This is a genomic window from Dyella marensis, from assembly GCF_900112865.1.
Lineage (GTDB): Bacteria > Pseudomonadota > Gammaproteobacteria > Xanthomonadales > Rhodanobacteraceae > Dyella_D > Dyella_D marensis_A.
In genome coordinates, this window is the sequence record NZ_FONH01000003.1 from 312,736 (window position 1) to 333,089 (window position 20,354).

At 69.2% G+C, this 20,354-nt stretch carries 19 protein-coding genes; 11 read left to right on the forward strand and 8 right to left on the reverse strand.

The annotated features are described in order from the left end of the window. The first annotated feature begins 402 nt into the window (after positions 1 to 402). Together BM172_RS07080 and BM172_RS22110 are read left to right on the forward strand one after the other, a co-directional pair. Positions 403 to 918, forward strand: coding sequence for a DUF3761 domain-containing protein (locus BM172_RS07080; protein ID WP_026636174.1), 516 nt, complete (start codon positions 403 to 405; stop codon positions 916 to 918). 184 nt (positions 919 to 1,102) lie between these two features. Beyond that, the gene (locus tag BM172_RS22110) at positions 1,103 to 1,420 is read left to right on the forward strand and encodes a hypothetical protein (protein WP_143096477.1); all 318 of its coding nucleotides are present in this window, start codon (positions 1,103 to 1,105) and stop codon (positions 1,418 to 1,420) included. A gap of 139 nt (positions 1,421 to 1,559) precedes the next feature. Here BM172_RS22110 and BM172_RS07085 read toward each other — a convergent pair whose 3' ends face one another. Beyond that, positions 1,560 to 3,491 carry a CocE/NonD family hydrolase gene (locus BM172_RS07085; RefSeq protein ID WP_026636175.1) on the reverse strand — a complete coding sequence of 644 codons (1,932 nt, stop codon included), beginning with the start codon at positions 3,489 to 3,491 and terminating at the stop codon, positions 1,560 to 1,562. 180 nt (positions 3,492 to 3,671) lie between these two features. On the opposite strand from BM172_RS07085, the gene BM172_RS22115 reads away from it, so the two are divergent. Beyond that, on the forward strand, positions 3,672 to 3,815 hold the full coding sequence (locus BM172_RS22115) for a GyrI-like domain-containing protein (RefSeq protein ID WP_143096478.1): 144 nt from the start codon (positions 3,672 to 3,674) through the stop codon (positions 3,813 to 3,815). Between the two features lie 13 nt (positions 3,816 to 3,828). On the opposite strand, the gene BM172_RS07090 is transcribed toward BM172_RS22115, so the two are convergent. After that, positions 3,829 to 6,273 carry a DUF3772 domain-containing protein gene (locus BM172_RS07090; RefSeq protein WP_081805239.1) on the reverse strand — a complete coding sequence of 815 codons (2,445 nt, stop codon included), beginning with the start codon at positions 6,271 to 6,273 and terminating at the stop codon, positions 3,829 to 3,831. Between the two features lie 119 nt (positions 6,274 to 6,392). On the opposite strand from BM172_RS07090, the gene nfi reads away from it, so the two are divergent. Next, a complete protein-coding gene (gene nfi / locus BM172_RS07095; protein WP_026636176.1) occupies positions 6,393 to 7,064 on the forward strand; it encodes a deoxyribonuclease V in 672 nt (223 codons plus the stop codon). Positions 7,065 to 7,172: 108 nt separating this feature from the next. Here the strand turns inward: nfi and BM172_RS07100 are convergent, their stop codons facing one another. After that, positions 7,173 to 8,087 carry a cupin domain-containing protein gene (locus BM172_RS07100; protein WP_026636177.1) on the reverse strand — a complete coding sequence of 305 codons (915 nt, stop codon included), beginning with the start codon at positions 8,085 to 8,087 and terminating at the stop codon, positions 7,173 to 7,175. 118 nt (positions 8,088 to 8,205) lie between these two features. On the opposite strand from BM172_RS07100, the gene BM172_RS07105 reads away from it, so the two are divergent. The 3 genes from BM172_RS07105 to BM172_RS07115 all read left to right on the forward strand — a co-directional run bounded on the left by BM172_RS07105 (position 8,206) and on the right by BM172_RS07115 (position 10,694). Then, complete coding sequence (locus BM172_RS07105) at positions 8,206 to 8,550, forward strand: carboxymuconolactone decarboxylase family protein (protein ID WP_026636178.1); 345 nt, start codon at positions 8,206 to 8,208, stop codon at positions 8,548 to 8,550. 393 nt (positions 8,551 to 8,943) lie between these two features. Then, positions 8,944 to 9,996, forward strand: a complete 1,053-nt coding sequence (locus BM172_RS07110) for a class I SAM-dependent methyltransferase (RefSeq protein ID WP_026636179.1) — start codon at positions 8,944 to 8,946, stop codon at positions 9,994 to 9,996. Continuing rightward, the gene (locus BM172_RS07115) at positions 9,993 to 10,694 is read left to right on the forward strand and encodes a pseudouridine synthase (RefSeq protein WP_026636180.1); all 702 of its coding nucleotides are present in this window, start codon (positions 9,993 to 9,995) and stop codon (positions 10,692 to 10,694) included. Before BM172_RS07110 ends, BM172_RS07115 begins: the two co-directional genes overlap by 4 nt. Before the next feature lie 21 nt (positions 10,695 to 10,715). Here BM172_RS07115 and BM172_RS22460 read toward each other — a convergent pair whose 3' ends face one another. Then, on the reverse strand, positions 10,716 to 11,207 hold the full coding sequence (locus BM172_RS22460; RefSeq protein WP_177218789.1) for a hypothetical protein: 492 nt from the start codon (positions 11,205 to 11,207) through the stop codon (positions 10,716 to 10,718). On the opposite strand from BM172_RS22460, the gene BM172_RS07125 reads away from it, so the two are divergent. From BM172_RS07125 to BM172_RS07140, 4 genes are all read left to right on the forward strand, one after another. Beyond that, positions 11,145 to 12,701, forward strand: coding sequence for a protein adenylyltransferase SelO (locus tag BM172_RS07125; RefSeq protein WP_026636182.1), 1,557 nt, complete (start codon positions 11,145 to 11,147; stop codon positions 12,699 to 12,701). The two genes, BM172_RS22460 and BM172_RS07125, sit on opposite strands and share 63 nt — an antisense overlap. 143 nt (positions 12,702 to 12,844) lie before the next feature. Then, the gene (locus BM172_RS07130) at positions 12,845 to 13,819 is read left to right on the forward strand and encodes an alpha/beta hydrolase (protein WP_177218794.1); all 975 of its coding nucleotides are present in this window, start codon (positions 12,845 to 12,847) and stop codon (positions 13,817 to 13,819) included. Further along, complete coding sequence (locus BM172_RS07135) at positions 13,816 to 14,148, forward strand: antibiotic biosynthesis monooxygenase family protein (protein WP_026636184.1); 333 nt, start codon at positions 13,816 to 13,818, stop codon at positions 14,146 to 14,148. Before BM172_RS07130 ends, BM172_RS07135 begins: the two co-directional genes overlap by 4 nt. A gap of 178 nt (positions 14,149 to 14,326) precedes the next feature. Further along, entirely contained in the window at positions 14,327 to 14,794 is a 468-nt protein-coding gene (locus BM172_RS07140; protein WP_035323758.1) for a hypothetical protein, read from the forward strand. On the opposite strand, the gene BM172_RS07145 is transcribed toward BM172_RS07140, so the two are convergent. From BM172_RS07145 to BM172_RS07160, 4 genes are all read right to left on the reverse strand, one after another. Next, positions 14,766 to 16,181, reverse strand: coding sequence for a hypothetical protein (locus tag BM172_RS07145; RefSeq protein WP_026636186.1), 1,416 nt, complete (start codon positions 16,179 to 16,181; stop codon positions 14,766 to 14,768). The two genes, BM172_RS07140 and BM172_RS07145, sit on opposite strands and share 29 nt — an antisense overlap. Further along, a complete protein-coding gene (locus BM172_RS07150; protein WP_177218795.1) occupies positions 16,178 to 17,578 on the reverse strand; it encodes a glycosyltransferase family 2 protein in 1,401 nt (466 codons plus the stop codon). The genes BM172_RS07145 and BM172_RS07150 overlap by 4 nt, the downstream gene beginning before the upstream one ends. 300 nt (positions 17,579 to 17,878) lie before the next feature. Continuing rightward, a complete protein-coding gene (locus BM172_RS07155) occupies positions 17,879 to 19,183 on the reverse strand; it encodes an amino acid permease (protein ID WP_026636188.1) in 1,305 nt (434 codons plus the stop codon). Next, positions 19,180 to 20,265, reverse strand: coding sequence for an aromatic ring-hydroxylating oxygenase subunit alpha (locus tag BM172_RS07160; RefSeq protein WP_035323760.1), 1,086 nt, complete (start codon positions 20,263 to 20,265; stop codon positions 19,180 to 19,182). The genes BM172_RS07155 and BM172_RS07160 overlap by 4 nt, the downstream gene beginning before the upstream one ends. Positions 20,266 to 20,354: the final 89 nt, after the last annotated feature.

Genomic DNA, 20,354 nt, shown 5'->3' on the forward strand with positions numbered 1-20,354 from the left:
CTCCCACTGGGAGAGGGGTTGGGGTGAGGGTACGGGCGGAGCGCAAGAGTGACGTGCATCGCTCCGGCCGAACCTTCATCCGGCTGCCGCCACCTTCCTCGCTCCTCAGAGCCGCGCACATCCATGTGCGCTCCCCGCGTGCTCTCCCACGGGGACTACCTTCGGGTCGCCGGAGGGAGAAGGATTCCAAATTGATAGCTCCATGAAAGCGGTGCGCAAGAGCTTGCGAAACAGCACGATGAATGATGAACGCGCCATGCCCCCACGGATGGCGCGTTGTTTTTTTTGATGCATAGTCGCGCCGCGTGCGCCGGTCGGCGCATGCGCTTCGCGGCGGCATGGGGCAACGGGCGGCACCCGCGGCGAAGCAACGGAAGCTCATTCGCGCTGGAGGGAGTGAAGATGAAATCGTTCGTTTCGATCGCAGTATTGGCCGCCTGCTTGCTGGCAGGTCCCGCGGCGTTCGCGCAGCAGGCGTCGGCGCCGGCCGGTTCCACCGGGCAGTGCAAGGACGGCAGCTATACCGATCACGCCACCAAGAAGGGAGCCTGCTCCGGCCACAAGGGTGTGAAGGAGTGGTACGCGGCGGCGGCTGCGGCCGCGGCCACCGCACCGGCCGCAGTGCCTGCCGCAGCACCGGCGCCCGCCGCCGCGCCCGCGCCGCAGGCCGCACCCGCCGCAGCACCGGCGCCCACCGCCGCCGCCGCGCCGAAGAAACCGATGCCGATGCCGCCTTCACCGAACTCCACCCCGGCGCCGGGCGGCGGTCCGGGCATGGTGTGGGTCAACGCGAGCAGCAAGGTCTATCACTGCCCGAGCGACAAGTGGTACGGCAAGACCAAGCAGGGCTCGTACATGAGCGAAGCCGACGCCAAGGCCAAGGGTTATCACGGCGATCACGGCAAGAGCTGTTCGTAAACGCCTGGCGTAGGTTGGGGTGAGCCGCAGGCGACTGCGAAGGCAGGATGCCGTAGCGAACATCCGCACAGCGGATGGCCCGAAGGGCGGGCTGCTGATGCAGCCCGTAACCCCAACGTCGCAGCGTTGAAGCCGAAAAGGGCTGGCGTTTCCGCCAGCCCTTTTCTTGTTTGGCACATGTCGCGTGCATTTCCAAAGCCGTCATCCCGGCGCAGGCCGGGATCCAGTAACGACCACTTTGAATCGTGCGTTGCGTACATCCCAGGTCGTTTTGGCAACGCTGCGCCATCGTCAAGCGGTGTCGCTACTGGATCCCGGCCTGCGCCGGGATGACGATCAAGAACCGCCGCCGCATCGCTTTCGCGGCTTACTCGCCCGTTACCACCGGCAGGACAGCGTTGAAGCAAAAAAGGGCCGGCGTTTCCGCCAGCCCTTTTCTTGTTTGGTACATGCCGCATGCATTTCCAAAGCCGTCATCCCGGCGCAGGCCGGGATCCAGTAACGACCACCTTGAATCGTGCGTTGCGTACATTCCAGGTTGCTTTGGCAACGCCGCGCCATCATCAAGCGATGTCGCCACTGGATCCCGGCCTGCGCCGGGATGACGAGCGGGGATCGCCCGCTCCGTCGCTTTTCGCGGCTTACTTGCCCGATACCACCGGCAGGCTGATCGCGCTCAGCGTTCCCGGTGCATGCCACACGCGCTGCGTCGCCTTGCGGTAGTCGCCCGGCTTGGCGTCGAAGATATTCGGCACGAAGGTCTGCGGGTTGCGGTCGTACAGCGGGAACAGCGTCGACTGCACCTGCACCATGATGCGGTGGCCGGGCTGGAACACGTGGTTCACCGTCGGCAGGCCGAAGCGGTACAGCAGCGGCTGGTCCGCGGCGATCGCCTGCGGATGTTCGAAGCTGGTGCGGTAGCGGCCGCGGAAGATATCCAGCGAGATCGGCAGCTCGTAGCCGCCCATGTCGGGATCCGAAGCGATCGTATCCGGATACACGTCGATCAGCTTCACCGCCCAGTCGCTGTCGGTGCCGCTGGTCGACGCGTACAGATTCACCTGCGGCGCGCCGCCCACGTGCAGCGGCGCCGTCAGCGGTTCGCTGACATAGGTAAGCACGTCCGGACGGCCGTCGACGAAGCGCTGGTCGGTGACCAGCCAGCGCGTCCACGCGTCGTGGTCGGCGAAATGCACCGGGCGCGGCAGGTACGGCACCGGCTTGGCCGGATCGGAGACGTATTCGTCGTACTTCGACGCGCTGTCGGCCGGTGCATTGAACGACAGCTTGCCGTCGGCTTCCAGGTACAGCGCCTTCGGCTTGCTCGCGCAGCCGCTGTCGCAGCTGAGCGGCCACGACTTGAAGCGGTCCCAGCGGTTCTCGCCGGTGTTGTAGATCAGCACCGGCGGCGTGTTCGCCTTCGGGGCGCCGTCCACCAGGTACTGGTCGAAGAATGGCTTGAGCACGTCGCGGCGGAATTGCAGCGCGGTGTCGCCGTCCCACTTCAGCGGGCCCAGCGAGGTGCCGTCGTAGTTCACCTGGCTGTGGCGCCACGGGCCCATCACCAGGAAATTCTTGTCGTTGCCCTTGTCCTTGGGCTCGGTCGCTGCGTAGCTGTGGATCGCACCCCACATGTCTTCCTGGTCCCACAGGCCCTGCAGCCACATGGTGGGCACCTTCAGCGGCTGCTGCGCCATGATCCTGTCCAGCGCCTGGCCCTGCCAGAAGGCATCGTAGGCGGGGTGCTCGTCGAGCTTCTTCCAGAACGGCAACTGCTCGAAGCCGTTGGCGCGCGCGTAGTCGCCGGCAGAGCCTGCGTCGAGGAAGTTGCTGTAGTCGTCGTAGCCGTCGCGCGGCGCGGAGGAGCCCTTGCCCTTCTGCGCGGTCTGGCCGCGGATGTAGTCGAAGTTGGTCTGGCGATACGCGCCGTAGTGGAACCAGTCGTCGCCCATCCAGCCGTCCACCATCGGGCTTTCCGGCGCGGCCACCTTCAGCGCGGGATGGGGGTTGATCAGCGCCATCACCACGGTGAACCCTTCGTACGAAGAGCCGAGCATGCCGACCTTGCCGTTGGATTCGGGGATGTTCTTCACCAGCCAGTCGATGGTGTCGTAGGCGTCGGTGGAGTGGTCGACCTCGCTGGCATTGAGCGGGCCGCGCAGCGGACGCGTCATCACGTACTCGCCTTCGGAACCGTACTTGCCGCGCACGTCCTGGAACACGCGGATATAGCCGCCGCGCACGAACACTTCGTCGCCCTGCGGCAGCTCGGCCAGCATGCTCGGCGATTCCAGCCGCGCGGCGCGGCCGCTGGCGTTGTACGGCGTGCGCGTGAGCAGGATCGGCGCGTGCTTCGCGCCCCTGGGGATCACGATCACGGTATGCAGCTTGACGCCGTCGCGCATCGGGATCATCACCTCGCGCTTGACGTAGTCGAAGCCGGCGGTGGGCGATTCGAACTTGGCGGGGATGTCCGGCGTCAGCGGCGCGGTCTGCGCCTGGGCCAGGCTGGCGCCAAGGACCGCGACCAGCGCGGCGGCGAGAATGGACGTACCGGACAACGAGCGGCTCATCGGCATGAAACCTCCAGGCAGGGCCGCAAGGCGGTCCATCGCGGGCGGCGTGAAGGGGACGGGAGAATGAACGCCGACTTTACGGGCATCGCCGGATGGTGCCCACCATGACTTCTTGCCTATGGCCTGCCTTCCTCTCCGGGACTGGCGTCGCATGCGCAGGATCGGAACCGCGGGGCAGTGGCGGCACGCGGATTCTCAAGGTGGCTGCCGGCGAGCGGGCACGAGCCGTACGACGTGCCGCTGTCCCATCACTACCTGGACGACCCCGAGCAGATGCTGGAGGCGTCGCTGCGCACGGATATCCATCTGCCGCTGGCGTAGCGTCCGGTGGGCCTCACGTGGCCGGCGGCACCGGCCCGGGCGGTGCCGCCTGCACGTCGACGCCCGTTCTCGGTTCCGGCGCCGGGCGGCGCAGCACCATGTCCTGCGGCGTCGACATCGGCAGCTGCGCGGCGGCCAGCTTGTCGAGCATGTCGAACAGCAGGTCGCTCTTCACCGCGGCGACTTCGCGCGGGCTGCCCACATAAGCGGTGCAGACGAAGATCAGCGATCCGCCGTCGACGGTGTCCAGCTGCACGCTCGGCTTGGGCGTTTCCAGCGTGGATGGGTGTTCGCCCATCACGCCGAGCAGCACCTTGCGGGCCTTGCCCGCCTCGGTGCTCAGCGGCATCGGCAGGCGGATCTGCACGCGGCCCAGCGCGCCGGCCTGGGTCACGTTGCGCACGTTCTGGGTGATCAGTTGCGAGTTCGGCACGATCACGGTGGAGCGGTCGCCCTGCTGGATCTCGGTGGCGCGCACGTTGATGCGCTTGATGTCGCCTTCGACGCCCGCGCCGGGCAGGCTGACCCAGTCGCCCACTTTCACCGGACGCTCCGCCAGCAGGATCAGGCCGGAGATGAAGTTCTGCACGATCGCCTGCAGGCCGAAGCCGATGCCCACCGACAGCGCCGAGGCGACCCAGGTGATGCTCTGCAGATCCACCTTCAGCGTGGCCAGCACCAGCACGAACACCAGCACGCCGCAGACATAGCCGAGCAGGGTGACGATGGACATCTGCATGCCCGGCTCGAGCGCGGTCTTCGGCAGCAGGCGCTGCGACAACCAGCGCTTGACGATGCGCATGACCGCCACGCCAGCCACCAGCACCACCAGCGCCTTGAAGATGTTGCCGGGCACGATCGGCAGCGTGCCGATGCTGCGCACGGCGAACAGCTGGCCGCCGCGGGCGAGCAACTCTTCGGGGCCGGCGCCGTAGGGCGCGAGCAGCAGCGGGATGGCCAGCAGGAGCAGGAAGGCGCGGCTCACGCCGGACAGCACCACCGCGGTCTGTTCCAGCCTTACCGGCGACACGCCGAACGATTCCTGCAGTCGCAGGCCGCTGCGCGAATCCGGCGAGAACACCGTCTCGAACACGTCGTTCAACAGATGCATCAGCAGGTACACCGAGCCGACGATCACGCCGCCGCGCAGCATCGCCTTCGCCTCGAAGAAGGCGAAGGCGATATAGCCGGTGACCAGGCTGAGGAAGACGGTGATGACGCCGGCGAAGGCCGCCGCCACCAGCAGGCCCACCCACAGCGGGCGCTTGCCCGGCGCGGTGCCCGCGGCGAGCAACGCGCGCCGCGCGCGGCCCATGCGCATCAGCGCGGCGGCGATCAGTCCGGTCACCAGCAGGGCGAGCAGGCCGTTGACCGCCACGGTGGCCGACAGCGAGGCGGAGACCTGCACGGTCACGCGCTCGGCCAGGGCGAGCAGCAGCGCGCACCAGGCCAGCAGCGGCGGGAACGGGCGCAGGCGGCGCGCCAGGTCGTCGCTCAGCGCCGGCACGCGCCAGGACGGGCGGCCCGCGCTGAGCAGCGCGCGGCCCAGGCCGGCGATGTACGCCGCGATCCAGGCGAAGATCACCAGCGAGGCGGCGAGGCCCCCGATCTCCTCGCCCAGCGTGCCGTTCCAGTCCAGCGCCAGGTACAGCAGGTAGGCGGCGAAGCCGAAGGTCAGCGTGGTGCCGAGGGTGATGAACAGGGCCAGTGCGCTGCGCCGCAGATGGCCGGCCGGCATGCGGTCGGTGGTCAGGCGCAGCAGCGCGTGCTCGAGTGCGCGGCGGCCCACGCTGAACAGCGCGGCGGCGGCGATCAGGCAGATGAAGAACGGCGTGCGGTTGCCGGGCTGCCAGGCCTTGCTCACGGCGGTCCATGTATCCCGTCCGAGTTCGGCGAGGCCGGCGCGGTCGTCCGGCGCATTGCGCGACAGCGAGGACCAGAACGCGAGGCTGAGCGGCGAGGACGTGCGCTGGCTGAGCCGCGCCTCGAACAGCTGGCGCCGCAGCGCGGAGATCTGGCCGAACAGCTGCGCGCTTTCCAGGCTCACCGTCTTGGCCTGCTTGACCTGCGCGTCGAGGTCGGCCTTGTCCTTGCTCAGCTGCCTGCGCTGGTTGGCCACTTCCGGCGGCTCTGCCGGCTGGCCTTTGTCCGGAGCGGGGCCGAGCACGTCGAGCTTGGCCTTGAGCGCGTCCGATTGTGGCGAAAGCGACGCGACCAGCTGATCGGCCTGCTGCTGCAGCGCCTGGGAGCGCACGCGCAGGTCCTGCAGGGCGGCATCGCCGAGCTTGTCGGTGTCGGCGACGGACTGGCGCAGCTGCTCGAGCTGGCTGTTGAGCTGGTCCACGGTGACCGGCGCGGCGGCCGGCGCCGGGGTATCGGGCGCGTCCTGGGCCAGGGCGAGGGAGCCGCTGCCGATGGCGAGCGAAAGGATCAGCGCGATGCGAAACAGGATGGACATGCCGGCATGATCCGGACGCGCGTGTGCAGGGTCAATCAAGCGCGTGCCTTTCTCTTTGACGGCCTGTTTCTTTGACGGCCTGTTCAGCGCCTTGTCGTCAGGCTTCCCCGATGGACTGGATGACGACCATCGCCGACGCCGTGCCCGCCTGGGACGGCGACGTGGCCAAGGCGCGCGCCCTGCAGAGCACGCTTGCGGGCCAGGTGAGCCTGGTGGAGGACTTCGCCGAACCGGCGCGCATCGCCGGCGTGGACGTGGGCTTCGAGGAACAGGGGGCGATCACCCGCGCGGCAGCGGTATTGCTGGATGCGCGCAGTCTCCAGCCGCTGGCGCACGCGCTGGCGCGCCTGCCGACGCGGATGCCGTATATCCCGGGCCTGCTGTCGTTCCGCGAGCTGCCCGCGGTGCTGCAGGCGCTGGCCGGTCTGCCGGAGCAGCCCGGGCTGGTGTTCGTCGACGGGCAGGGCATCGCGCATCCGCGCGGCCTGGGCATCGCCGCGCACCTGGGCGTGATCACCGGACTGCCGACCATCGGCGTGGCCAAGACCATCCTGGTCGGCACGCACGCGCCGCTGGGCGAACAGCGCGGCGACAGCGTGCCGCTGCTGTTCAAGGGGCGCGCGGTGGGGACGGTGCTGCGCAGCAAGCCGAAGGTGCGGCCGCTGATCGTGTCGCCGGGGCACCGGGTGAGCATCGAAGGGGCTGCGCGACGGGTGCTGGCCGGATGTACGCGCTATCGGCTGCCGGAGGCGACGCGCTGGGCCGACAAGCTGGCATCGCGCCGCGGATGAGGCCGACGTAGGTTGGGGTGAGCCGCAGGCGAACCCCAACGTTGCGAAACATCCCACCACGGCGCATGGCAGTGGCTATGTTGGGGTTCGCCTGCGGCTCACCCCAACCTACGCGTGCTCCCGCCGGAACCGCGCCGGCGTGCTCCCCATGTAATGCCGGAACGCCTTGCCGAACGCCGCTTCCGATTGATAGCCGACGTCCTGCCCGATATCCCCGGTACGCCGCCGCGTGCGCAACAACAAGTCCCCGGCGATCTGCATGCGCAAGCGCGCCAGGCATTCGCCCGGCGTCATGCCCGCGCGCTCGCCGAAATGCCGGGCGAAGCTGGCGCGCGACATGGCGGCGACGCGGCCCAGTTCTTCCAGCGTCCAGTTACGCGCCGGATCGGCCAGCATGGCCTGCATCGCGGCGCCCAGGCGCGCGTCGGCCAGCAGCGGCAACAGGCCGGAACGCTGCGCATCCCCGGCCGCATAGGCGCGCAGGGCCAGCGCGAACAGGGCGTGGGTAAGCGCGGTGACCACGGCCAGCGCGCCGGGCTGGCGCTGGCCGGCTTCGTGGCGCATCAGCGCGACCAGGGCCTGCAGCGCGTCCAGGCCGGCGCTGTCGCGCAGCGAGACCTTGAGCGTGGCGGGCAGGGTCGACAGCAGCAGGCTGGCGGAGGCGGGTGCATAACGGAAGCGGCCGCACAGCAGGTCCAGTTCCGCCGGACCGTCCGCGTTGCGGCGCAGCGGCAGCAGGCCGTCGTGCTCGTAGCGCACCGGCGCCCGGCTGGCGCTGCCGGCGAGGTCGCGGACCAGGTGCGGCGCGCCGTGCGGGAACATCACCAGGTCGCCCGCCTCCAGCAACAAAGGGGTTTCGCCCGCGGGTTCGACCGCGCAGCCGCCGTCCAGCACCAGGTGAAACAGCGCCTCGCCGCGCGGCGCCTCGCCGTGGTCCACGGCAAAGCCGCCGGCGAACTGGCAGCGCACATCGAGGTTGCCTTGCAGTTGCGCGAGCTGGATCAGACGGCTGAGAGCGTCCATGAGACGTTCGCGCCAACAATGGAGTCGCGCGAGTATTCAGCGGAGCGGCGGGCGGCGCAACACTGCGCAGCACGGCGGGCAGGCAGGCCCGTCCTTCCCACCATTGAGGAGAACCGCCATGCTCGACTGGGTCCAATACCGCAACGAACTGCTCGGCCGCATCGGCGAGATCGGCAAGCTCAGCCCCGGCACCGTCGCCGGCTACCAGACGCTCAGCAACGCGGGCGAAAAGACCGGCCACCTCGATGCCAAGACGCGCGAGCTGATTGCGCTGGCCGTGGCGGTGACCACGCGCTGCGACGGCTGTATCACCGTGCACTCCGCCGCTGCCTTGAAGCAAGGCGCCAGCCACGAGGAAATCGCCGAGGCGCTGGGCGTGGCGGTGGCGTTGAATGCGGGCGCCGCGCTGGTGTACTCGGCCCGCGTGCTGGATGCGGTCGACGCGCACGAGAAGAAGGCCTGACGACCCGTTCCGGCCGCGGACTTGCGTCCTGCGGCCGGAACCGATGCAGCAGACGAAGCACCCGAGAGAGATGCATGACATGGAAGAGAAGGATTCGACCCCGGCCACGCCGTGGCCGGTGGGTTGCGCGGGCAGCCGTTGCGCCTGAGCTGGTGGGCGCTGAGTTTTCCGCTGGCCGCCAGTGCGGTGGCGGCGCAGCGTTGCGCGCTGGCCCTGCCGTCGGTGTTCAGCCGCGCGCTGGCATCGGCGCCCTGGCCTGGCGCAGCCTGCGCGGGCTGGCGCGCGGCGAGACGATGCTGCAGGCCGCGCCCGCGCGCTGAGCGCTTTGCCTGCGCGCCGCGTAAAATGCCGGCGTTTCCGCTTTCGAAAGGCCGGCCGGTGAATGCTGCCGCTCTGTCCTCCGCGCACGTCGCGCTGGAGGCCCTGTTCGTTCCCATCGCCAGTGGGCAGTTGCGCTTGCCGGAGGATGGCCGCGTGCTGTTCCTCCATGCGCGCGACGGTTTCCGCCTGCGCGAGATGGCGCAGCCGGGCTGGCTCTGCGCGCAGGGCTTCAAGCCGTTCGCGGCGGAGCTGGAACGCAGCGGTCTGCGCGTCGGCGAGCCGGCGGCGGACGAGCGCTTCCCCCTGGTGCTGGTGCTGCCGCCGCGCCAGCGCGAGGAAGCGCGCGCCCTGTTCGCGCGTGCGGTACGGCATGCCGCGCCCGGCGGCATCGTGCTGGCGTGCATGCCCAATGCCGGCGGCGCGCGTTCCGGCGAGGCGGACCTGGCGCAGCTCGCCGGTGCCGTCACGCAGCTTTCCAAGCACAAGTGCCGTGTGTTCTGGAGTGCGCCGCGAGGGGATCGCGTGGATGCCGCGCTGCTCGGCGAGTGGGCTGCGTTCGACGAACCGCGCCTCAATGCCGCGGGTTACTGGAGCCGTCCTGGGCTGTTCGCCTGGGACCGCGTGGACGTGGCCTCGGCGCTGCTCGCCGCGCACCTGCCGGCCGATCTGCGCGGGCGGGTGGCGGATCTCGGCGCCGGCTACGGCTACCTGTCCGCGCAGGTGCTGGCGCGCTGTGCGCAGGTGCAGGAGATCGATCTCTACGAAGCGGAAGCGCGCGCGCTGGAACCGGCGCGGCTCAACATGGAAGCGGCGGTACGCGAGAGCGGCCACGCGGTGCAGGCGAACGTGCATTGGCACGATGTCAGCTTGGGCCTGCCGGAACGCTACGACGCCATCGTCAGCAATCCGCCGTTTCATCAACAGGGGCGCGAAGACCTGCCGGAACTGGGGCGCGCCTTTATCGCGGCAGCCGCGGCGGCCTTGTCGCCGCAGGGGAGTTTCTGGATGGTCGCCAACCGGCACCTGCCATACGAGGCCACGCTGGCGGGCCGCTTCGCCGAGGTGCGCACGGTGGTGGCGCAGGAGGGTTTCAAAGTGATCGAGGCACGAGGCGTGCGCGCATGAAGCTGGTCAAGCTGATCGCCAACCTGGGCTACGGCAGCCGCAAGGACGTGGCGTGGATGTTCCGCGAGGGCCGCATCACCGATGCGCAGGGCGAGGTGCTCTACGCCGACGACAAGGTCGCGCACGAGCAGATCCATGTCGACGGCGAACCGCTCGATCCGCCGCCGGGCCTGGTGCTGATGATGCACAAGCCGGTGGGCTACACCTGCTCGCGCAAGGATCCGGGCCGCGTGGTGTTCGACCTGTTGCCGCCGCGCTACCGCATGCGCGATCCGGCGCTGTCGACGGTGGGGCGGCTGGATCGCGACACCTCGGGCCTGCTGCTGTTCACCGACGACGGCGCGCTGCTGCACCGGATCATTTCGCCGCGCGCGCAGGTGAGCAAGCTGTACGAGGCGGAGCTGGCCGGCGATCTGCGCGGCGACGAAGGTGCGCTGTTCGCCAGCGGCACGCTGATGCTGGAAGCGGAGAACGAGCCGCTGGAACCGGCGCAACTGGAAGTACTGTCACCGCGCCGCGCGCGGCTGGCCATCACCGAAGGGCGCTACCACCAGGTGCGGCGCATGTTCGCCGCGGCGGGCAATCACGTGCAGACGCTGCATCGCGCCTCGATCGGCGGACTGGTGCTGGATGAGCAACTGGCGCCCGGCGCGTGGCGCATGCTGGCGCCGGACGAGGTCGATGCGATCTTCGCCTGAGCCTCAGGACATCGCGCCGGCTCAGGACTCCACGGTCATCGTAAGAATTTGCTGGCGCGCCCGCGCCATTTCGTCTTCGCGGCGCGAACGGGCGCCCGGCTGCCACGAGACCAGATGGAATTCCGAAGCGGCCTTGTGCCTGTTTCTGGCGTCCTGGCCCGCTTTCGCGGCAATCATCCCTGCGATCCGCTGAATCCCGCGTCCGAGCGCGGAACTCATCATTGGCATCTGCATAGTCTGAGATCCCCCCAAGGGCTGCCCCTGTGCAGCCGTGAATGCATAGTAAACAGAAAATCGGGTATGTGTGTGAACTGTGAAATCGGTTAGGTCGAAGGTCATGCGCCTGTCCGATTTGCGTCTTGCAAAGTCCATACCGATGCCGTGGGAAGAGCCTTGCGTTCTCGCTGCACCGCCGCGATATCGGATCGACCTCCACGCCGCCGTGCCGCCATGCAAAAACTGCGTTTCGACAATGCTTTCTTGCGCGAACTTCCTGCGGATCCGGCGCAGCATGTTGCGGTGCGGCAGGTGGCGGAGGCCTACTCACGCGTCGAGCCGACGCCGGTCGCGGCGCCGAAGCTGATCGCGTGGTCGGCGGAGATGGCCGCGGAACTGGGCCTGGCCGAGAACGATCTGACCCGTCCCGAGTTCGCCCGCGTGTTCGCCGGCAATGCCCTGATGCCGGGCATGGAACCCTGGGCGGCCAACTACGGCGGGCATCAGTTCGGCGTCTGGGCAGGACAGCTGGGCGACGGCCGCGCCATCTCGCTGGGCGAGCTCGTGGACGAGCAGGGGCGGCGGCAGGAACTGCAATTGAAGGGCGCGGGGCCCACGCCGTACTCGCGCGGCGCCGATGGCCGCGCCGTGCTGCGCTCGTCGATCCGCGAATTCCTCTGCAGCGAGGCGATGCATCACCTGGGCGTGCCGACCACGCGCGCGCTGAGCCTGGTGCTGACCGGCGACACGGTGGTGCGCGACATGTTCTACGACGGCCATCCGCGCGAGGAGCAGGGTGCGATCGTCTGCCGCGTGGCCCCGTCCTTCCTGCGCTTCGGCAACTTCGAGTTGCCGGCCTCGCGCGGCGACACGGCCCTGCTGCGGCAGCTGGTGGATTTCACCATTCGCCGCGATTTCCCAGGGCTCACCGGCGAGGGAGAAGCGCTCTACGCCGAATGGTTCGGCCAGGTCTGCGAGCGCACCGCGCTGATGGTGGCGCACTGGATGCGCGTGGGCTTCGTGCACGGCGTGATGAACACCGACAACATGTCCATCCTCGGTCTGACTATCGACTACGGCCCGTACGGCTGGGTCGACAATTTCGATCCGGAGTGGACGCCCAATACCACCGACGCGGTGCGCCGCCGCTACCGCTTCGGGCAGCAGCCGGGCGTGGCCTGGTGGAACCTGAGCCGGCTGGCCGGCGCGCTGGCGCCGCTGTTCGGTGGCGTCGAACCCTTGCAGGCGGGGCTCGACCGTTATGCCGACGCATTCGCCGCGGCCGATCGCCGTTTCGTCGCCGCCAAGCTCGGCCTGGCCGAGTGCCGCGACGACGACATCGAGCTGATGAAATCGCTGCAGGCGCTGCTGGCCGAGGGCGAGGTGGACATGACCTTGTTCTTCCGCGCGTTGTCCGAGGTGGATCCGTACCTGCCTTCGCTGGAGCCGCTGCGCCACGCGTTCTACGACGAGGCCGGCCTGTGGCGCACCGACGCCGGCTTCCAGTCCTGGCTGGCGCGCTATACCGCGCGGCTGGTGGAGGATCCGCAGACACGCGAGGCGCGCCGCGCGCTCATGCACGGCGTCAATCCGCGCTACGTGCTGCGCAACTACCTGGCCCAGGAAGCGATCAACCGCGCCGAGCAGGGCGACTACGCCGGCATCCACGAGCTGCTGGACGTGATGCGCCACCCATACGACGAGCAGCCCGGCCGCGAGCGGTTCGCGCAGAAGCGGCCGGACTGGGCCCGGCAGAAGGCGGGGTGTTCGATGCTGTCCTGCAGTTCCTGAGCTGACCTTCCGCGGCAACTGCTGACGCGATCGAGCGATGTTTGCCACAAGGGCTGGCCGTGTCGTTTCGCCAACCGGCGAAACGATGCCGCTCCCGGATCGGCAGGATGGTGGCCGCCACCTTCCCCCACGAGGCCCATCGCATGTCCCTGCTGCTCGCCATCGGCCTGGCGGCCACGCTGCCCGCAACGCAAACCTCCTATCTGCCCGCGGGCGAAGGACAGCGCGTGGCGCTGCACTGCATCGCGCCTGACGGTCCGGTCCGCCACGCCGCTCTGTTCGTGCATGGCGCCAGCTTTCCGACCATGCTCGCGGCCGGTTTCGAATTCGCTCCAGGCGATTCGTGGATGGGCTTCATGGCGCGCCGCGGTTTTCTCGCCTGCGGCCTGGATTTCCTCGGCTTCGGCGATGCCAGCCGTCCGCCCGCGATGGATGCTGCCGCCGACAAGGCTGAGCCCGTCACGCGCGCGCCGGCAGCGGCGAAGCAGATCGCCCTTGCCGTGGAAGAGCTGCGCGGCAAGCGCCATCTGGACGTCCATCTGATTGCGCATTCCTGGGGCACCATTCCCGCGGCCGAATATGCGGCCGAGCATCCGGGCAAGCTGGCCTCGCTCACCCTGTTCGGGCCGGTGGTGCCGACGGGCGCGAGCGAAACGGCGCAGGCGAAAGCGTGGTGGAACATCACCGCGCAGGAGCGCTACCGGCAGTTGCTGTTCGAGGATGTGCTGCCCAAGGGACTGCGCCTGATCGAACCGGCCGTGACGCAGCGCTGGGCGAAGGCGTTCGATGCCTCGGTGCCGCATGTGCAGGGCGATGCGCCCGGCGCTCTGCGAATTCCGGCCGGACCGTCGGCCGACATTCCCGCGGCGCAGGCCGGCACCTATCCCTACGATCCGGCGAGCATCACCGCGCCGGTGTTCGCTGTCTATGGCGACTACGACACGGTGGTAAACGATAGCCAGGCCGCGGCGTTCCTGCGGCGCTTCACCGCCAGCCCGCTGATGTGGCGCCTGCGCATCGATCACGGCACGCATGTCATGCATCTGGAGCGCTATCGCCATTCGCTCTATCGCAGCGTGGCGGCCTTCATCGATGCGGCGGAGGAGGCGCGGCCATGATGGCGGTGATCTTCGAAGTCTGGCCCGCGGAGGGATGCCGCGAGGCTTATCTGGATATCGCCGCACAGCTGCGTCCGCTGCTGGAAGATATCGATGGCTTTATCTCCGTCGAACGCTTCGAGAGCCTGTCCGAACCGGGCAAGCTGGTGTCGCTCTCGTTCTGGCGGGATGAGGAGGCGGTGACTGCGTGGCGCGAACTGGAGGCGCATCGTGCGGCGCAGGCGCGGGGGCGCGGCGGGGTGTTTCGCCACTATCGGTTGCGGGTTGCGCAGGTGCGCCGCGATTACGGCATGCACGACCGTGCGCAAGTCCCCCGCAGGTCGGGGTAAGCCAACGGCGAACCCCGGCAAGGCCTCGCGTCGCGATCGTCCCGTTGGGGTTCGCTGCGCTCACCCCAACCTGCGCCGGAATGACGGCAAAACTCTTGCGCGGCATGGCAGACTCCGGCGGCCGGTTTCGGACGCGAAGATGGTGATGGCCGCTGCGCAAACAAGTCGTGGATCCCGGATGGCCGTGTGGGCGCTGCGGCTCGCCGGCGCGGCCTGGACCTTGCCCAACACGCTGCTGGGCCTGCTCGCCGGCCTGGCCTGCCTGTGCTTCGGCGCGCGCGTGCGCTGGCGCCGCGACGAACTCGCGCTTACCTTCATCCGCGTGCGCCGGCCGGGGCGCGGCGGCGGTGCGCTGACCCTGGGCAACGTCATTCTCTACACGGGCGACGAACTGGACACGCCCTGCCTGACCTACGCGCACCGCGCGGGCCATGGCGTGGAGCTGCCGATCTCGCTGGCCGCGCACGAACGCGCCCACGTCTACCAGTACATGCTGCTCGGCCCGCTGTTCCTGCCGCTGTACCTGCTGTGCGGCGGCGTCAGCGCGCGCAACCCGTTCGAGCGTGCCGCCGACCGCTATGCGCGCGACGGCGGCGCGGCGTGGTGGCCCTGGCCGCTCAGAGCGGGTAGCGGATCACCAGGTTGATGCTGTTGTTCCAGTAGCCGGAGCCGCCGTTGCTGGCCGACGCGGCCGAGCTGCGCGCCAGCTGCAGGTCCAGGCGGCCGTTGCCGGGCAGGCGCCCTTGCAGCGAGATGCCGGCGGTATAGACGCCCGCGCCGTTACCGTCGATCACCTGGCGCCCGCCCGAGAGCAGCGCGCGCAGTTTCCATTCCGGATTGAAGCTGTACACGCCGACCAGGCCGAACTGGCCGGAGCGATAGTTGCGCGGATTGAAGTACACGCCGCGGCTGGGCTCGCTGCTGTGGAAGATGCGGCCGGAGAACTCGCCGCCGATCGCCGCTTTGGTGCCGGGAATGTCATAAGGGCTCAGCAGCACGCGCAGCACGCCGCCGTCGCGATGGTTGCCGTCGTTGAAGTTCTGCCGGTAGTAGGTGGGCAGCACGTACAGGCGCGGCGCGGGACGCAGGCTGACGCCGGCGCTGAACAGGTTGTAGAGCAGGCGATGGTCGATCGCCGTGTCGGTCGGTACCGGCGCGCGCTCGGCGCCGGCGGTGACGCTGAACACGTCGCTGGGCTGCAGGGTCCAGTCGGCATTGCCCTGCACGTAGTGCCAGCCGTTGCTGCGGCCGGGACCGACGCGCAGGTTGACCGACTGGTCCTCGCCGACGCGCAGCTGGCCGGTCAGCGACAGGTCGTCCATGCGGCGCGTGACGCCGTCGTGGTCGATATGCGTAGTGCCGGCGGCGACGCCCCAGCGCTGGGTGAAGTCCTCGCCGGAGGACGGCGCGAAGCGATACGCGGCGCCGACGCGCCAGGTGTCCAGGCCGTCGCTGTCGTGGCTGTAGCCGAAACCGCCTTCCACCTGGGCGGCACGGTTGAAGGCGACGTCGTCCTTGAGCAGGCGGTACTGCGTGCCGAGATAACCGCCGGCGTCGGGCGCGGGCGCGGCGTCCAGGTACGGCTGGCCGCGGTCCAGCCAGCCCAGTGCCTGGTCGGCGCGCAGCAGTTCCACCGTAGGGCGGGTCTGGCTCATCGCATAGGGCGCGACCAGCGAGCGCGCTTCGCGCGGGTAGTCGCGCGCATTGAGCGCCTGCGCCAGCCCGGTGGATGCGGCCTGGCGGGCGCTGTCGTCCGGCGCTGCCTCGCGGGCGATGCGGAACGCGCGCTCCGCGGCGGCGTAGTCGCCCAGCCACAGGGTGGACTGGCCCAGGCCCATGGCCGCGGCAAAGCGCTCGTCGCGCGTGCCGTTGCCGGCCAGCGCGGCGGCGAAGCGGTCGCGCGCCTGCGCGGGCTGGCTGGCGGCCATCGCGGCGCGGCCGGCGTGCAGATCGTCGGCCACCGTGGCGGCCTGGGCATGCAGCGCCGCGACCGGCGCGAGCGACAGCGCGAACAGCAACCGTGGCGTGTTCATTTCGTTCCCCAGCGCTTGCGCATCTTCAGCAGCTCGGCGGCATAGCCCAGCACGCAGCCGGGCTGCAGCACGATGCCGTAGAACAGCGTATAGACCAGCAGCCCCAGCGGGTTATGGCGCACCTTCAGGCCCTGCGCGCGGAACATGCGCGACTGGATGAAGAACATCAGGTAATTGACCAGCCCGGCCATCGGCAGCACCAGCAGGGTCATCGGGCCGGCCAGCCAGTAGATGCCGAAGCAGGCCAGGATCAGGCCGGGGATGAAGACCAGGGTGTAGACCAGGTCCATGTAGGGGAACAGCAGGTTCCACCAGATGAAGAGCGTGCTCATGCGGCGCTGGAACAGCAGCGCGCCGTGTGCCTTGAACGCTTCGATCAGCCCGCGCGACCAGCGCTGGCGCTGGCGGATGAACTGGCGGAAGCTGGTCGGCGCATTGGTGAAGGCCACCGCGTCCTCGCAGTAGCCCACGCGATGGCCCAGGCGCAGGATCGACCAGGTGAGCACGATGTCCTCGCCCACGTCTTCGGGCCAGCCGCCGACCTGGCGCAGGATGTCGGTGCGATACAGCGAGAACGCGCCCTGCGCCACCAGGGTGCCCTGGAACAGGCTCTGCAGGCGCTTCACCGCGGCGATGCCGTGGAAGTAGTCCCACTCCTGCATGCGCGTGATCAGGTTCTGCCGCGAATTGCGCACCAGCACGGCACCGGCCACCGCGGCGGTGTTCGGCGGATCGCTCAGATAACGCTCGACCAGGCGGCGCAGCGCGTGCTTGTAGAGGTAGGAGTCGGCATCCAGCGTGATGGTCAGCGGCTGCGTCGCATGGCGCAGGCCGACGTTGAGCGCATTGGCCTTGCCGCCATTGCACTTCAGGTCGATCACGTGCAGCCACGGATGCGCCACGCTGCGCAGCCGGTCCATGGTGCCGTCGGTGGAGCCGTCGTTGATCACGATCACTTCCAGCGTGCCGCCGTAGCACTGGCGCTCGAGGCTGGCGATGGTGGAAAGGATCGAATCCTCCTCGTTGTACGCGGCCACCAGCACGGTGATGCCCGGCAGCTCGGCGTCGGCCACCTGGCGGCGCACCGGGCGGCGGTCCATCAGCAGGCCGAACACCAGGAAGGCGTTCATGAAGCCGGGCAGGATGGCGATGCCGAAGATCATGATCATCGCCAGCACGTTCCCTTCCACCGCGGCCAGGTCGTGCAGCCAGCGGCGCGCCAGCAGGTAGGACACGATCGACCAGGCCAGCGACAGCGCGACGGTGAGCGCGAACTTCATCCGCACCGACAGGTAATAGCGGCGGTGCTGCTCGCTGTCGGCTGGCCTGGCCTGCGCCGTCTCGATGGGCGGCAGCGGGCGGGGGTAGCTGGACCAGTCTTGGGCTTGCGTACTCATGAGGTTTCCCCTGGTAGGCCAGTACAGGCGCAGGAATCCCTGTCCCTGCCGGCCTGGCGCCGGAGTGGAGCGTGTGTGGTTGGTCGGATGAGGCGGCCCGCGTCCCTGGAGCGTGTCGGCTGTCGGCGGGCTTGGAACTGTTTCGCCGAAGAGGTGGCAAAAGCTATGCCATGCTGGGATTTGCCTTGAAATAAAATAAATTCAATGATTTACGTTAAATCATCCGGGTGCGAACCTGAACAGATCTTCCGGAATGTATGCGGCAGGTCACAAAATGACAGGGCCCGACTCGCACCAAAGTTATAGGTCCGGCGCCGCCGGCTTCACCGCCGCGCGATAGCGCTGCCACAGGAATACCGGCAGCCCGAGCAGCAACAGCACGCCGCCCCACAGCAGCGCTTCCGCGCCCGTGCCGATCAGCGCCCACAGGCTGTAGGCGAGGGCGAGCGCGGCGGCCGTGCGGCGCGCGACGCCGGCGCCGCGGTCGATGCGCCACCAGGCCAGCACGCTGAGCACGTAGGGCAGCAGGGTGGCCGCGGTGGAAAGCAGGATCGACAAGGTGAACAGCGCCACCAGCGACTTGCTGCCGTTGGCGGCGATCAGCACGCTGGCCAGCACGCTGCTGAGCAGCAGGCCGAACCACGGCGTGCCGCGCGCATCGGTGCGCGCGAACGGTGCCGGGAACAGGCCGTCCTGCGCGGCGGCGTAGGGCGTCTGGCCCTGCAGCAGCACCCAGCCGTTGAGCGCGCCCAGGCAAGAGACGGTGGCGACCAGGCCCATCGCCCAGCCCGCAGCCGGACCCCAGGTCTGCGCGGCCGCCGCCGCCATCGGCGCGGCCGACCCCTGTGCCGCGCCGTGCGGCAGCAGGCCGATCACCGCGGTGCAGGCGAGCATGGTGGCGACGCCGGCGACCAGCATGCCGGCCACCGTGGCGCGCGGCACCGTGCGCTGCGGATCGCGCACCACGCCGGTGGGCACGGTGGCCGCTTCCAGGCCCAGGAACGCCCACAGGGTGAGCGCGGCGGTGGCGGTGGTCACGCTCGGCAGCGACTGCCCGCTCGGATTGAACGGCTGGTACGCCGCGCCATGCACCAGCGCCAGGCCGCAGACGCCAAACACCAGCAGCGGGATCACCTTCAGCGCGGTGGTGACCAGCTGCATGCGCCCGGCTTCGCGCACGCCGGCCGCATTGATCGCAGTGCATAGCCACAGCACGGCCAGCGCCGCGGCGGTGCCGCGCCAGGGCGTGGCGTTCGCCGCGGGCCAGATCGCGCCCAGGCTGCCGGCGAAGGCCACCGCGATCGCCGCATTGGCGGTCCACACGCAGGTCCAGTAGCTCCATGCCGCGACGAAGCCGGCGGTATCGCCGAAGGCCTGGCGTGCATAGGCGTAGGCGCCGCCATGGTTGGCCACGAGCTGCGCCAGCCACGCATGCACCAGCGCCAGCAGCAGCGCGCCGCCCATGGTGAATGCCCAGCCGAGCAGGCTGGCCGCACCGTACGGCGCCAGCGCGGCCGGCAGCACGAACACGCCGGAGCCGATCATGTTGCCGACCACCAGGGCGGTGAGCATCCACGGGCCCAGCAGCCGGGCCGGCGAGGTCATGCGTGCGCGCTCTCGCGGTAGGCGCGGCGCAGCAGTTCGTGGAAGTGGTGCACGGCGTTCTCGCGCAGCGGATTCAGCCGGCCCGCCTCGTACGAGCCGGAAGCCAGGCCGCGCTGCACGTCCTCGCAGATGGTCACGTCCTCGACCTGCACTTCGTCGCTGAAGGCGATGTCGGCGGCGCGGCGCGCCTGCGCGGCGTCGCCGGGTTCGGGCGCGTAATAGAAGTCGAACTCCACGCGGCAACGGTCCACGCCCAGCGGCAATACGCGGTTGGTCTGCAGCCGGCCGGGCAGGATGTTGAGCATGGCGTTGGGGTAGAGGAAGTAATACAGCGCCTCGCCGCTGCCGTAGAGATCCGAAGCGCTTTCCAGCGGACTGAACTGGTACGAGTACCACTCGGCCGTCTCGGTGATGTAGCTGCGGTAGTCGAGCAGGCTGTTCAGGCCCGGATGGATGTGCGGCACGTGGTAACCCTCCAGGTAGTTGTCCACGTACACCTTCCAGTTGCAGGCCACGTCGTAGCCGACGCGATGATGGAATTCGAAATCGCTTAAGCGACGGCCGGGCCCGAGGCGCTGGTCGATGCCTTCGACAAAGTGCTCGAACGGCGGCGCCTCGCCGACGGCGACGAAGACCAGGCCCTGCCACACCTGCACGCGCACTTCGGGCAGGCGGATCTGCGCCGGATCGAAGTCCGGCGTGCGGCCCATTTCCGGCGCGCCGCGCAGCACGCCGTCGAGGCCGTAGGTCCAGCCGTGATAGCGGCAGCGCAAGGCCTTGGCGCCCTTGCCGTCGCAGCTGGCGATGGGGCCGGCGCGATGGCGGCAGACGTTATGAAAGGCACGGATGGTCTGCTCGTCGCTGCGCACGATCAGCAAGGGCAGGCCGGCGATCTGGGTGACCAGATGGTCGCCTGTCTCGGCCAGCTGCGCCCGATGCCCGACCAGTTGCCAGCTGCGCGCGAATACCGCGCGCGTATCCAGGGCCGGCGCGGCGGCATGGGTATAGAAGCGCGCGGAAAGCGCCAGCGCATGGTCGAGCGCCTGCGGCGCGAGGACATCGGGCGAGAGCAGTTCGGTCATGATGGGTTCCGTCGGCGGCGAAGCCTGAGTATCGACCCGCCGCGCCGACGGCGTGAAGGAGCGCCGCAGCATGCGGCGCCGACGCACGG